At 63.4% G+C, this 13,869-nt stretch carries 13 protein-coding genes; 8 read left to right on the plus strand and 5 right to left on the minus strand.

Going from position 1 to position 13,869, the window contains the following annotated elements; genetic code table 11:
• Positions 1-3: 3 nt before the first annotated feature.
• The gene (gene rhaI, locus E1809_RS10960; RefSeq protein ID WP_133204266.1) at positions 4-1,170 is read right to left on the minus strand and encodes an L-rhamnose isomerase; all 1,167 of its coding nucleotides are present in this window, start codon (positions 1,168-1,170) and stop codon (positions 4-6) included.
• A 231-nt stretch (positions 1,171-1,401) separates the two neighbouring features.
• Here rhaI and E1809_RS10965 point away from each other — a divergent pair, with 231 nt between their 5' ends.
• The gene (locus E1809_RS10965) at positions 1,402-2,460 is read left to right on the plus strand and encodes a LacI family DNA-binding transcriptional regulator (protein WP_133204319.1); all 1,059 of its coding nucleotides are present in this window, start codon (positions 1,402-1,404) and stop codon (positions 2,458-2,460) included.
• A 23-nt stretch (positions 2,461-2,483) separates the two neighbouring features.
• Here E1809_RS10965 and E1809_RS10970 read toward each other — a convergent pair whose 3' ends face one another.
• Positions 2,484-3,095, minus strand: a complete 612-nt coding sequence (locus E1809_RS10970; protein ID WP_133204267.1) for a TetR/AcrR family transcriptional regulator — start codon at positions 3,093-3,095, stop codon at positions 2,484-2,486.
• Between the two features lie 134 nt (positions 3,096-3,229).
• Between E1809_RS10970 and E1809_RS10975 the strand changes: the two genes are divergently transcribed.
• The 4 genes from E1809_RS10975 to E1809_RS10990 all read left to right on the plus strand — a co-directional run bounded on the left by E1809_RS10975 (position 3,230) and on the right by E1809_RS10990 (position 8,715).
• Entirely contained in the window at positions 3,230-5,146 is a 1,917-nt protein-coding gene (locus E1809_RS10975) for a primary-amine oxidase (protein WP_133204320.1), read from the plus strand.
• A 2-nt stretch (positions 5,147-5,148) separates the two neighbouring features.
• Positions 5,149-6,654: an APC family permease gene (locus E1809_RS10980; protein WP_374102693.1), complete on the plus strand. Its 1,506-nt coding sequence runs from the start codon at positions 5,149-5,151 to the stop codon at positions 6,652-6,654.
• 30 nt (positions 6,655-6,684) lie between these two features.
• A complete protein-coding gene (locus E1809_RS10985) occupies positions 6,685-7,215 on the plus strand; it encodes a hypothetical protein (protein WP_133204269.1) in 531 nt (176 codons plus the stop codon).
• Between the two features lie 90 nt (positions 7,216-7,305).
• Positions 7,306-8,715 (plus strand): aldehyde dehydrogenase family protein, encoded by a 1,410-nt coding sequence (locus tag E1809_RS10990; protein WP_133204270.1) that lies wholly within the window; start codon positions 7,306-7,308, stop codon positions 8,713-8,715.
• Here the strand turns inward: E1809_RS10990 and E1809_RS10995 are convergent.
• From E1809_RS10995 to E1809_RS11005, 3 genes are read right to left on the minus strand one after another with little or no spacing between them, the layout of a single operon-like run.
• On the minus strand, positions 8,712-9,917 hold the full coding sequence (locus tag E1809_RS10995; protein ID WP_133204271.1) for a low temperature requirement protein A: 1,206 nt from the start codon (positions 9,915-9,917) through the stop codon (positions 8,712-8,714). The two genes, E1809_RS10990 and E1809_RS10995, sit on opposite strands and share 4 nt — an antisense overlap.
• A 42-nt stretch (positions 9,918-9,959) precedes the next feature.
• Entirely contained in the window at positions 9,960-10,928 is a 969-nt protein-coding gene (locus E1809_RS11000; protein WP_133204272.1) for an aldo/keto reductase, read from the minus strand.
• Between the two features lie 36 nt (positions 10,929-10,964).
• Positions 10,965-11,792: an oxidoreductase gene (locus tag E1809_RS11005; protein ID WP_133204273.1), complete on the minus strand. Its 828-nt coding sequence runs from the start codon at positions 11,790-11,792 to the stop codon at positions 10,965-10,967.
• Positions 11,793-12,022: 230 nt separating this feature from the next.
• Here E1809_RS11005 and E1809_RS11010 point away from each other — a divergent pair, with 230 nt between their 5' ends.
• From E1809_RS11010 to E1809_RS11020, 3 genes are read left to right on the plus strand one after another with little or no spacing between them, the layout of a single operon-like run.
• Positions 12,023-12,247, plus strand: coding sequence for a hypothetical protein (locus E1809_RS11010; RefSeq protein WP_133204274.1), 225 nt, complete (start codon positions 12,023-12,025; stop codon positions 12,245-12,247).
• Positions 12,248-12,289: 42 nt separating this feature from the next.
• Positions 12,290-12,670, plus strand: a complete 381-nt coding sequence (locus tag E1809_RS11015) for a VOC family protein (protein ID WP_133204275.1) — start codon at positions 12,290-12,292, stop codon at positions 12,668-12,670.
• 39 nt (positions 12,671-12,709) lie between these two features.
• Positions 12,710-13,765 (plus strand): zinc-dependent alcohol dehydrogenase family protein, encoded by a 1,056-nt coding sequence (locus tag E1809_RS11020; protein WP_133204276.1) that lies wholly within the window; start codon positions 12,710-12,712, stop codon positions 13,763-13,765.
• Positions 13,766-13,869: the final 104 nt, after the last annotated feature.

A 13,869-nucleotide genomic window follows, 5' to 3' on the forward strand; every position in this document is an offset into this window, starting at 1 on the left:
GTTCTATGCGCCCCATCCGGCTTGCTGGCCGCCTGCGCGGTCCTCGTTGATTTTCTTCTGGTAGCCGCTGGCCTTATAGGCGGCGATCGGGTCGGCGGGCAGGCCACGGGATTCACGCCATTCGGCCAGCACCGGGCGGACATCGGTATAAAACGCGTCATTGAATACAGCATTCGCGGCCAGCACATCCCCGGCCCGCTGCGCCTCGGCCAGCGCCTCCTCATCGATGAGCAGCGTGCGGGCCGTCATCTCCTGCACGTTAAGCACCGAACGGATCTGGCCCGGAATCTTTTCCTCCAGGTTGTGGCACTGGTCCAGCATCAGCGCGACGCCGGACTCCGTCCCGTACCCGCCGCCGCGGATGACCTCGTGCATGATGCGGAACAACTGGAACGGATCCGCCGCACCGACAATCAGGTCGTCATCGGCATAGAAGCGGGAGTTGAAGTCAAAGGACCCCAGCTTGCCCAACCGCAGCAACTGCATCACGATGAACTCGATATTCGTCCCCGGCGCATGATGACCCGTATCCAGGCACACGAACGCCTTCTCCCCCAACGCCAACGTCTGAGCATACGAGGTACCCCAGTCCGGGACATCCGTGTGGTAGAAAGCCGGCTCGAAGAACTTGTACTCCAACACCAGGCGCTGATCATCACCCAGCGCCGCGTAAATCTCCCGCAACGAATCAGCCAAACGGTCCTGCCGACCCCGCATATCATCCTGGCCCGGGTAATTCGTCCCGTCCGCGAGCCAGATCTTCAAATCCCGCGACCCCGTGGCGTGCATGATCCGGATGCATTCGAGGTGGTGGTCGACCGCGCGGCGGCGCACCGACTCATCGGAGGAGGTCAGGGAGCCGAACTTGTACTCATCATCCTGGAACGTGTTCGAGTTGATCGTTCCCAGGCCCACCCCGAGGCCTTCGGCGTACTCACGAAGCGCGCCATAGTCATCGACCTTGTCCCAGGGAATGTGCAACGCCACCGTCGGCGCCAAACCCGTCAACTCGTGGACCATCGCCGCGTCCGCCAGCTTCTCCTGGATGGTCCGCGGAGTACCCGGCGTGCCGAACACCCTGAACCGCGTCCCCGAATTCCCATACGCCCACGACGGAACCTCAATCGCAAGCTCCCCCAAACGGCCCAAAACCGACTCAAAACTGTTCATGGTGTGTCTTTCTTGGCTAAAGTCAGCGAGTTTTGCTTGCCGGGACCCGGTAACAGGGCCGCCGCAAGCACTTCCAGGTTCTGCGGCTTCGCAAGCACCCTTGCATTGGTATCCACGTCAAAAATCCATAGATCGATTCAATCTTTGAAACGATTCATTGTTACGTTTCAAAGTACCCTTGAGGAAGGAACGTGTCAACAGCGAAGTGAAATGCAGAAAGCAGGAAAGCGGATGCAGCGCTCGGTCAGCATCAAGGATGTAGCCAACCTGGCGGAAGTCGCCGTCGGCACGGTCTCAAACGTCCTGAACAATCCGGACCGGGTTTCCAACCGCACCAAAGAGAAAGTCCTGCGCGCCATCGATGAACTTGGCTTCGTGCGCAACGACGCCGCCCGCCAACTCCGGGCAGGGCACAGCCGCACTATCGGCGTCGTGGTCCTCGACGTCGGCAACCCCTTCTTCACGGCCATCGCTCGGGCCGCCGAGGACGCAGCCGAAGCACACGGAAGCGCGGTCCTGCTCGGCGACAGCGGCCAGGACTCCGCCCGCGAATCGCACTACATCGACCTATTCCAGGAACAAGCCGTCCAAGGACTGCTCATCTCCCCCGTCGGCAACATCCTCGACCGCATCGACAACCTCCGTGAACGCGGGATACCCACGGTCCTGGTCGATCGCCGGGCGGACGAATCACGCTACAGTTCCGTCTCGGTCGATGACGACGCCGGAGGGTACCTTGCTGCCCGGCACCTCCTCGATCTCGGGCGCCGAAGACTGGCCTTCGTCGGCGGACCCCTGCACCTCGCCCAGGTCGCAGAGCGTCTGGCAGGTGCCCGGCGCGCCATCGACAATACACCCGGCGCAACCCTCGAAGTACTCGACTCCGGAGCGCAATCCGTCTTGGCCGGCCGTCGCATCGGCGACAGCCTCGCCGCCCGCGACAAGGCAGGGATTCCCGACGGAATCTTCTGCGCGAACGACCTCCTGGCCCTTGGCGTGATGCAATCCATCACCATGATGAACGGCCTGGCCATCCCGGACGACGTGGCCCTCATCGGGTACGACGACATCGATTTCGCAGCATCCGCCGTCGTGCCGCTTTCCTCCATCAGGCAGCCCACGGAAGCAATCGGCCGCTCGGCAATCCAACTGCTCATGGCAGATCTCGGCAACCCCGGCCACAAACACCAAGCGATTACCTTCACGCCTGAACTCGTCATCCGCCGCAGCACCGCGGGACCAGCAGCCCCGGCAGAACAACACACCGAAGCCCCCGCCCTTTCAAACTGACAGCGCAGGCCGGCTGGGTGAAGTTACCCCTCGGCGTCCACGACGTCGTTGGAAATGAGTGAGATGTAGGTCTCCAACTGGGACCGCAACTGGTCCGCCGAGTGGTGTTCGGACGTCAAAGTCGCCGTGATCTGAGCACCGAGCACGAACGTCATGATCGCGCCGACGAGGTCGTCGTCGTCGAGCCCTTCTTTCAGTTCGCCAAGCTCGCGTGCCTCCCGAAGCTTCGAAAAAAGGGACTCCCGCCATTGCTCCATTGAGGAATCGTGCAAGGCCGACTTGGCAGGATCGGTCAGCGCGCGCTGCCAGAAGGCGATCGCAATGCGAGCCTCGTTGAGCCTCTCGGCGTCCAGCGGCAGGATCTCATGGCAATAGCTGCGCAAGGCCGGGAGCCCCCGGAGCCCGGAAGTCGCACTGTCCATGCGGGTATTCGTCTGGTTGAAGACGTGGGCGAAGGCGAACGTCAGGAGATCGTCCTTTGTGGGGAAGTACGGCTTGAGCGCACCGTTCGCAAAGCCGGCCTCCGTGGCGATTTCGCGCATGGTGGCCCCCTCGATTCCCCTCGTGGCAATGATGCGCCACGTGGCTTCCACCAGCTCGAGCCGACGCTTCTCATGGTCGACGATCTTCGGCACGCGTTCCCCAAATCTTTTTTTCTACAACCGTTGTGACTCAGGTTACACGATGTTATTCTCTACACACATAGAAAATAAACCGCCACTCACAAAGGCCTTCCATGAGCACAACTTCCTCTCCCGAAATCGCCGAAATGATTGAAGGTGCCGCGCTGTCGCCCTACGCACTGACCAGCCCGGCCGATGTCGAGGCGGTCACCGCGATCCTCGCCGAGGCAGGACTCTTCAACGAATCCACCAGGGTCGCCTACCTCGGCCTGCTTGATCCGGCACGCGACGCCGACGTCGCGGACCGCCGTTTCCGGGTCTTCCTGCACAACGTGGCCACCGGCGAAGCCAAGGACGTCGTCGCCTCAGTGACGCACGGAACCGTACTTTCCAAGATCGACCTCGACACCTCCGTAACCGGCGAACTTCCCGTCATCGAAGAGGAATTCGAAATGGTCGAAGAGATCCTCGCCCAGGACGAACGCTGGCTCAAGGCACTGGCCGACCGGAACCTCGATGTCACCAAAGTCAGGGTCGCTCCCCTGTCGGCAGGCGTATTCGAATACCCCGAGGAAAAGGGCCGCCGAATCCTGCGCGGACTCGCCTTCGTCCAGGAATTCCCGGAAGACAGCGCATGGGCCCGCCCGGTCGATGGCCTGGTCGCGTACATCGACGTCGTCAGCAAGACGGTCGACCAGATCCTGGACTTCGGGCCTGTTCCGGTTCCCGCCGAGCACGGCAACTTCACCGATCCTGAACTGACCGGACCGCTGCGCACCACGCAGAAGCCCATCCAAATCACCCAGCCGGAAGGTCCGAGCTTCGCGCTCACGGATGGCAACCACGTGGAATGGGAAAAGTGGAGCCTCGACATCGGATTCGATGTCCGCGAAGGCGTGGTGCTCCACAACATAGCGTTCGACGACGGCGATCGCCGCCGCAGTATCCTCAAGCGCGCTTCCATCGCCGAAATGGTGGTTCCGTACGGCGACCCCTCACCCGTGCGTTCGTGGCAGAACTACTTCGACACGGGCGAATACCTCGTTGGCCAGTACGCCAACTCGCTGGAACTCGGCTGCGATTGCCTCGGCGAAATCACATACCTCAGCCCTGTGGTGAGCGACGCCTTCGGACGTCCGCGCGAAATCCGCAACGGGATCTGCATGCACGAGGAAGACTGGAGCATCCTCGCCAAGCACAGCGATTTCTGGAGCGGAGTGAACTACACCCGCCGCAACCGCCGGCTCGTCATCAGCTTCTTCACCACCATCGGTAACTACGATTACGGCTTCTACTGGTACTTGTACCTCGACGGCACCATCGAATTCGAAGCCAAGGCCACCGGTGTTGTCTTCACAAGCGCCCACCCCGGCAAGGGATACCCCTACGCCTCGGAGTTGGCTCCGGGCCTCGGCGCCCCCTTCCACCAGCACCTCTTCAGCGCACGCCTCGACTTCGCCATCGACGGACTGTGCAACAGGGTCGAGGAAGAAGACGCCGTGAGGGTTCCCATGGGAGAAGGCAACGAGCGCGGAAACGCATTCACCCGCCGTCGTACTGTCCTGGCCCGCGAATCGGAAGCCGTCCGCGAATCGGACATGGCAGCCGGTCGGGCCTGGGTGATTTCGAATCCGGAATCCCTCAACCGCTTGGGAGAGCCCGTCGCCTACAAGCTCCACGGCCAAGGCCATCCCATGTTGCTGGCGGATCCCGAATCGTCCATCGCGAAGCGCGCCACCTTCGCCACGAAGGACTTGTGGGTGACCCGCCACCACGAGGACGAACGCTACCCGAGCGGCGATTTCGTCAACCAGAATGCCGGCGGCGCCGGATTGCCGTCCTACATTGCCGCGGACCGCGACATCGACGGCCAGGACATCGTCGTTTGGCACACATTCGGTTTGACCCATTACCCCCGCCCGGAAGACTGGCCCATCATGCCCGTGGACACAGTCGGCTTCAAACTCCGCCCCGAAGGCTTCTTCGACCGCAGCCCGGTCCTCGATGTTCCCGCCGCGAAGCGTGAAGAGGGTGGCCATTGCCACATGGAGGCCCAAAAATGAGCATGACAGCAGGAAAGGAGTCGATCGAAACGCAACACCCGCACCACCATCGACGCCGCTTAGGCGTTCCGGCCGTGACCTTCATGATCATCGCCGCCTCCGCGCCGCTCACCGTTCTTGCGGGAGGGGTGACGACGACGTTCGGCGTCACCGGAGTCACTGGCGTGCCGCTGTCCTTCCTCCTGCTAGGCGGGACCCTCGCCATCTTCGCCGTCGGCTACGCCGCCATGAGCAGGTATGTGGTCAACGCCGGCGCTTTCTATTCCTACGTGTCCCAGGGAATCTCAAGGCCGGTCGGCGTCGGAGTCTCGATGGTGGCGCTCATGGCCTACAACCTGATGCAGGTGGGCATCTACGGACTCTTCGGCTTCACTGTCTCCTACCTGCTGAACGAACGCTTCGGGATATCGGTCCCGTGGTGGATTCCCGTTCTGGTGTGCATCGCCGTCGTCGCGTTCCTCGGCGTGAGCCGTGTTGACCTGTCCGCGAAAGTCCTCGGGATCCTCGTGGGACTGGAATTCCTGGTAGTCATCATCTATGACGTCGTGTCCTTCGTGGTGGCACCGGAAGGCGTGAGCGGAGCACCGCTAACGCCGCAAAGCCTCTTCGTTCCCGGCGTCGGAGCCGTCTTCTCGTTCGGTATCGCAGCGTTCATGGGATTCGAATCCGCGGCGATCTACGGCGAGGAGAGCAAGGATCCCAAGCACACCGTGGCACGGGCAACGTACACAGCGGTGGCCATCATCGCTTTGTTCTACTCCGTCTCGTCGTGGGCCATGGCCGTCGGAACCGGACCGTCGGACGTCGTCGACGCTTCGGCCAAGCAGGGACCGGACCTGATGTTCGGTTTCCTGGGCGACCACGCCGGGATCCTGCTAGCCGACCTCGCACGACTGCTCTTCGTCACCAGCCTCTTCGCCGCTCTGGTCAGCTTCCACAACGCAGCCGCGAGGTATTTCTTCTCACTGGGACGGGAACAGGTCCTCCCCCGGAAGCTTGGCGCAGTCAGGAAGCATAGCGGTGCGCCGTACGCGGGATCGTTCGCCCAGACGATCATTGCCGTCATCGTGACCGTCGGCTTCGCGATCGCCGGGACCGGTTCGAGCCTTGGCGACCTCTACCCGGTGCTCACCATGTTCACGTGGCTGACCAACGACGGCGCGATGGGCCTTGTCCTCCTCATGACCGTCGTCTCCCTGGCCGTGATCGGATTCTTCCGAAAAAACAAGCACGACGCCGGAGTATGGACCCGCATGATTGCCCCCGCATTGGGCTTCGTGCTCCTCGCTGCGATCTTCGTCCTGATCGTGGTCAACTTCAATGTTCTCCTGGGACAAGACCAGACGAATGCGCTGACGTTCATCTTGCCGGCCACGATCGTCCTGCCCGGACTGGCCGGGATTGCCTGGGCGCTCCGGCTTCGACGAAGCCGCCCGGCCATCTACAAGAAGATCGGCCACGGCGAAGAGCCCGCCGGCGCCGTGCACCTCGGCGAAGAAGAAGACTAAGCGGCTCCGGTCCCGATCAACGGCGAATCAATGCACACCATTCTCACCATCGTCATGCTGGGCTGTTGCGCCCTGGGAATCTGGGGACCGATGCGCACTGGAGCCATCCGGAACCTCAGCCAGTGGGGACCCATGGCCCTCATGCTCGTGGCCATGGTGGATACGACTATCGGGCCCGGCGTCCTTCCCGCCGTCGTGTGGGGGCTGCTCTTGCTCCTCGCTTCCCCGCTTCCACTGGTGCTCCTGCCCAAGGCACGCCGCGGCGACATGGAAAGGCACCGTTCCCTTTCGATCCTGGCCATGTTCGCCATCCTCGTCACCACCCTCACTGCCGCGCCAAACAGTTCGCTGCACCAAGCCCATTCCCACGCCGGAATGGGCGGAGTGAATCCGGGCCTGGCCCTCTCCCTGGCGGGGGCGGTCATCGCCTACTCGATCTTCATGGTCGCCCGGCAGGTCCTGCCAAGCGGCAACGCATCCGCTAAACCTCGCCTGTGCGAGCCGATCGAAGTACTTTCTTCCGCGGGAGCCCTCGGAGCCATGCTCCTGATGATGCTGTGATCCTGATGGCGCTGTAACCCACCACCTAGAACCACCGTCCGCGGCCATTCCGGCCGACAGATTCAACCAACTCAGAGTGGAGTAAGAACCTTGGAAACCTACGACGCCCTTCTCTCTTCCATCACCCCCGCCACAGGCGAAACCCGCACGATTTTTGATCCGGCGACCGGTGAGGCGGTCGGTGAAGCGCCCGTGCACACTGTGGCGGACTTGGACGCGGCGGTCGCGGCCGCGGCTGCCGCGCAACCCGCGTGGGCTGCTGCCGGGCACGAGGCCCGGTCGACGGCGCTGCTCAAGGCCGCCGACGCCGTCGAACGCTCCGCCGAGGAACTCGCCCGCCTGCTCTCCCGCGAGCAAGGCAAACCGCTGAACGGCCCGAACGCCCGCTTCGAAGTCGGCGCCTGCGCGGCCTGGCTGCGCGCCGCCGCCACCACACCCCTGGAACCGGAAACAGTCGTCGACGACGGGACCACCCGGGCCGTGCTGCACTACCGCCCCATCGGGGTCGTCGGCGCGATCGGGCCCTGGAACTGGCCCATGATGATCACCGTCTGGCAGATCGGCCCCGCCCTGCGCATGGGCAACACCGTGGTGGTCAAACCCTCCGAATACACGCCCCTGTCCGCGCTCGCCCTGATCCACGTCATCAACCAGGAACTCCCCGAGGGGCTGCTCACCGTGGTCTCCGGCGGGCGGGACGTCGGCGAAGCCCTCGCCACCCACCCGAACGTCGGGAAAATCATGTTCACCGGCTCCACCGCCACCGGCAAGGCGATCATCCGCTCCAGTGCGGACACCGTCAAACGCCTCACCCTGGAACTGGGCGGCAACGACGCCGGCATCATCCTGCCCGACGCCGACCCCGCGGCGATCGCGCAGGACCTGTTCTGGGGCGCGTTCATCAACACCGGCCAAACCTGCGCCGCCCTCAAACGCCTCTACGTCCCCGACTCGTTGTACGAGGCCGTCTGCGACGAGCTCACCGCCGTCGCCCAGTCCATGCCCATGGGTGTCGGCCTGGACGAGGCCAACGTCCTGGGACCCTTGCAGAACCGGGCCCAGTACGAGATCGTCGCCCGCCTCGTGGACGCAGCACGCGACGCCGGTGCCCGGATCCTGACCGGCGGGAACCCGGACACCAGCAAACCCGGCAACTTCTACCCCGCCACCCTCGTCGCGGACATCGAGAACACCAACCCGCTCGTGACCGAGGAGCAGTTCGGACCCGCCCTGCCCATCATCCGCTACAGCACCGTCGACGAAGCAGTGGAAATGGCGAACGCCCTCGACGTCGGACTCGGCGCCTCCGTCTGGTCCCCCGACCTCGAAGCCGCCCGCAACGTCGCCGCCCGGCTACAAGCCGGGACCGTGTGGATCAACAAACACGGCGCCGTGGACCCCCGCATCCCCTTCGGCGGCGCCAAACAATCCGGCTACGGCCTCGAATTCGGCACCGAAGGCCTCAAACACCTCGGCGTGCCACAAGTGATCAACGGCTAGCCAAGTGGCAATAGAGGCGGCGGCACCGAGGCACCACGCCTGTGCCGCCGCCTCTGCAGTTCCACGTATCCGGTGACAGCGAGCAAGAGAAGTACGGCCATAGCCAGGAGCACTGTCCCGGACACCACCGTACTCACCGGAATGAGGGAGACGGCGAGGACAACGGAAGGCAGCGCCCACGGCAGGACGGACCGCGGCGAGCGGCCATACCGCACCGTGACGATCGCGTTGCATCCATAGAAAAGCGCGATCCCGCCGCCCAGCGAAATTCCCGAGCCCAGCGGAAGGTGCCCGAAGGGGTCCGGGATGGCGGTGGCAATGGCACCGGCGATGGCCGTTACCCCTATGACCAGGAGGAACGGCAGGAAAAGCGTGGTCTGGAGAATTCCGGCGAAGTCGGCCCGCGCCTGCAATCGCTCAAGCCCCGCCGTCATGGCCCCCGTCCCGTACTGGAAGAATGCCCAGCCGAGGATCGCTACGATCAGGAAGCCGAGTGCGGCCACTAATCCCGCGGAGGCGCCCCAGTCATCGGACGCCTCGGTGACGATGGTGAACACACTCTCGCCGAGGACTATGACGACGAACAGGCCCAGCCGTTCCGATGCGTGCTCGATGTTGATCCCGCTGATACCCCGCTCCGGCCAAAGACGCCCGCCGAGGAACGCCATGCCCACCTCGATGACAATGGCTGCCGCCCACAAAACCACCGCGGCCTGAAACGGAAGGAATGATGCCGCCAGCCAAAGAGCGGCGGTTCCGCCGTTGTAGATCCAAATTCTCCACGGAACCTCGTCCGAGTGCTCCCGGTGTTGATGGAGCCAAAGGACCAAGAGGACAATCCGCATTGCGACGTTCGCGAGCGAAAATGCCCATGCCCGCTCCCCGAAAGCGGCGGGCGCAGCCGCGGCCATGACGCCGGCAGACGCCATGGCCGCAAGCATCGCCACTCCGAGTGCCCGCGACGACAGCCGTGGCAGGAGGTTGACGACGGACGCAATGTTCACCCAGGCCCACCAAGCCGGGAAGAAGAGCAACACGTACGTGCCGAATTCGGACCATCCCGGGTTGCCGTGGATCCCGCGGGCAAGCTGGCCGACGAAAGCCACGAAGACGAGGTCGAAAAGCAGCTCCATCCAATGCACGCGGCCCGGATCCCGGGCCGTTTCGTGCGCCAGGCCGGCAGAAGCCGAAGACTCATCCATTGCTGAACTTATCCGTCATGGGCCAATGCTATTGGCAATCGGTCAGAACCCCGTGGGCAAACGCAGCCTGTAGGGCTTTTCGAGGAACTCCGCCTGCTCGTCCGTCAACTTGATGTCCAATGCGGCCGCGGCGTCGGCAAGGTGGTGGCTCTTCGTCGCCCCGACGATGGGAGCTGTAACGTTCGGATTCCGCAGCACCCACGCCAGCGCGAGCTGTGCCATCGGTACTTCCAGCTCCTGCGCGAGCTGCTGCACGGCGTCGACGATCGGTTGGTCTTCGTCGCCGAAGAAGCGCCGCTGGACGGGATCAGTATCGGCGCGCTTGGTGTGTTCGCCCCACGGCCTGGTGAGCCGTCCTTTGGCGAGCGGGCTCCACGGGATGCTGCCCACCCCCTGATCGGCAAGGAGGGGGAACATTTCGCGTTCCTCCTCCCGCTGGACCAGGCTGTACTGGTTCTGCATCGAAATGAACCTGGTCCAGCCATGAAGATCGGCGGTGTGCTGCATTTTCGCGAACTGCCAAGCCCACATCGAGGACGCGCCGATGTACCGGGCCTTGCCGGACTTAACGACGTCGTGGAGGGCTTCCATGGTTTCTTCGACGGGTACTTCCGGGTCGAAGCGGTGAATCTGGTACAGATCCACATAATCGGTGCCGAGCCGGCCCAGGGAAGCGTCGATTTGTTCCATGATCGACTTGCGGGACAGCCCGGAGCCACCGGGGCCGTCGTGCATCTTGAAATTGACCTTGGTTGCGAGGACGACATCTTCGCGACGAGTGTATTTCTTGATGGCGCGCCCGACGATTTCTTCCGACGTACCGTATCCGTAGACATTTGCGGTGTCCCAGAACGTGATTCCCAGCTCGACGGCTTGCCGGAAAAGCGGCTCGGCTTCCTCGTCGCCGAGCGCCCATTCATTGAAGCCGCGGCTTGTGTCTCCGAAGCTCATGCAACCAAGCGTTATTCGGCTGACTTTCAGGCCTGATTTCCCGAGGCGCGTATATTCCATTGGTCTCTCCTTGCCGGTTCCAGTCGGTTATTCCAGTCAGGCGTCAATGCCCGTGCCGACGCTTGTTTCACTCCATTGGTCGAGCTCGTCCCGCTGCGCTTCCGCCACTGCGGCAAAGGCATCGAAAGCGTCCCGGCCGAGCACCAGGAGCGACGGCGGATTAGGACTTTCGACCACCGACAGCATCGCCGCGGCTGCTTTCATCGGATCCCCCGGCTGGGTGCCGTGGACCGTGTCGTTCTCCTTGCGGCGTTTGCCGGCTGTTTCCGCGTAGTCGTCGATAGCACTTGCCGATTGCGTGAGCGAGCGTCCGGCGAAATCCGTGCGGAACGCTCCAGGCTCGATCGCGGTCACCGTGCCGAGCGGCCGAAGCTCTTTGTTGAGGGATCCCGACAAGCCTTCGAGGGCCGCCTTCGTCGCTGAGTAGTACCCGGATCCTGCCGGTGAAATCCGGGCCCCGATGGAGGAAATGTTGAGGATCGCACCCGAACGCTTCGCCCTCATGTCCGGAAGGACTGCCTTGATCATGTCCACCGCGCCGAAGAAGTTCGTGTCGAACAGAAGCCGGATGTCGGCGTCGTCGGCTTCCTCAACCGCCGCGCGGTAGCCGTATCCGGCGTTGTTCACGAGCACATCGACACCGCCGAAGCGGGCCTGGGAGCGCTCGACGACGTCCCTGATCTGTGCGCGGTCAGTGACGTCGAGGGAGACGGCGAGCGCAGTTTCCGGATATTCAGCGGCGAGGTCCTGCAGCGTGCTTTCGTCGCGGGCGGTGACGACGGCGTTGTGGCCTTTGGCGAGGACCGTCCGGGCGAGCGCCCGGCCGAGGCCGGTGGAGCATCCGGTAATGAGCCACGTGGACATGAGTTTCCTTTCGTGGAGGGCGACGATGCGCCCTGGCGAGGCCGGTTGTTACGCCTTAAGGAAACTCCGGTTTCCCGAGCTGCGGGAGATGCTGCCGGTATAGGTAATCGCAGCACCCCCCAATTCCTTGCCCATTCATCGACTCCCGGGGATAGTAGCATTTGCCATGCGAGAATAATTTGGCGCACGGTGGTCCGTGCGCATGGGGGAACGAGGGGTGGCACTACGCCGTGAATTCGGAAACGTTGCCGTTGGAAGTCAATCCGAGGTTCAGCAACACCCGTAAGCAAAACGAAGACCTGGTGATCCGACAGCTTCGGGAGGGCGGATTCACTACCGCCCAAATGGATGAATTCCTTGAGACGCTTCGCCGCATGGAAGCCGACAAGGCAATACTCGCGCCTTTGACGAACGCACTGCTGTCAATGAATGTCTCCGTGCAGTGGCTTATGTAGGGAGCCACTGCATCTGCGTTCGAGTGTCGGTAGCTTAGGAGCATGAGACTGAAAATGTGCAGCATCCATGTCCAGGACCCCGCAACCGCCCACACGTTCTACACGGAAACGCTGGGCTTTGAAACGCTCATGGCAATGCCCGAATACAACTTGTTCATCATCAAGGACCCTGGGGCCGGTGAAGGCGCTGTGGGCCTCCTCCTGGAACCCAGCGACAATCCGATCGGCTCCGACTACATGAACGCCGTGTACGACGCCGGCCTGCCGGCCATCGTTTTCGGCGTGCCGGATGTGCGCGCCGAGTACGACCGCCTCGTGGGCGCGGGCGTGAAATTCCAAGCTGACCCTGCGGAAGGGCCGATGGGCGTCACCGCCGTTTTCGATGACGGCTGCGGGAACTTCATCCAACTGCACCAGGACTAGACTCGACCAAGCCCAACAACCACCACCTGAGGAGCCACTATGCGCGCCACCATCATCCACGGCCCAGGCGACATCCGCGTTGAAGAACGCGACTACCCGACCATCCAGCTTCCCACGGACGCGGTAGTCAAAGTCTCGGCCGCCTGCGTATGCGGTTCGGACCTCTGGCCATACCGGGGCGTGCGGGAGGTACGGAAACCGACTGCGATCGGACACGAGTTCATCGGCACGGTCGAAAGCGTCGGCGAGGACGTCACTGGCTTGGCTGTCGGCGACTTCGTGATTGCGCCGTTCGTGGTCAGTTGCGGCGCGTGTCCGCAGTGCCTCAACGGAGTCACCGTGGCTTGCGAACATTTGGCGGGGTGGGGCAGCAAGGATGACACCGGGCACGCGATCGACGGCGGCCAAGGCCAAGCCGTCCGGGTCCCGTTGGCCGATTCAACGCTGGTAAAGGTTCCCGGCGTCACGGAACCGGAGGATGCCCTGCGTGCAAGCCTGTTGACGCTGTCCGATGTGATGGCCACCGGACACCACGCCGCCCTTGCCGCGAAAGCCGGTCCCGGCCGGACCGTCGTCGTGGTTGGCGACGGCGCCGTCGGGCTCTGTGGAGTGCTGGCGGCAAAGCGGCTCGGCGCCGAGCGCGTGATTGCCATGTCCCGGCATGCCGATCGCCAGGCCATCGCCCGCGAGTTCGGGGCCACCGACATTGTCGAGGAGCGCGGCGAAGCCGGCGTGGCAAGGGTGCGTGAACTCCTGGGCGGTGTCCTTGCCGATTCGGTCCTCGAGTGCGTCGGGACCAAGGAATCCATGGAACAAGCCCTGCACAGCGTGCGTCCCGGCGGCGCTTTGGGCTTCGTGGGCGTTCCGACGGGTGGAGCCGAGATCCCCCCGCGCTACCTGTTCGACACCAACATCTCCGTTTCAGGTGGGATGGCGCCCGCGCGCACCTACATCCCGGAACTCCTGGCCGACGTGCTCGACGGCAAGATCAATCCGGGCCGGGTTTTCGACTCGGTGATGCCGCTCGAGGAAGCACCCGAGGCCTACCGCGCCATGGATGAACGGCGTGCCATCAAGGTCCTCCTCGAGCCCTGATCGCGAGCCTCCGCACCTTTCATCGAAGGGTGCGGAGGCGTAGCGTCTATCCCGCAGAGTGCGGCGGCGAACGGCCTTCGGCACGGTTTAGGCGCCGCCCCGAT

This window comes from Arthrobacter terricola, from assembly GCF_004354015.1.
In the GTDB taxonomy this organism is placed as follows: domain Bacteria; phylum Actinomycetota; class Actinomycetes; order Actinomycetales; family Micrococcaceae; genus Arthrobacter; species Arthrobacter terricola.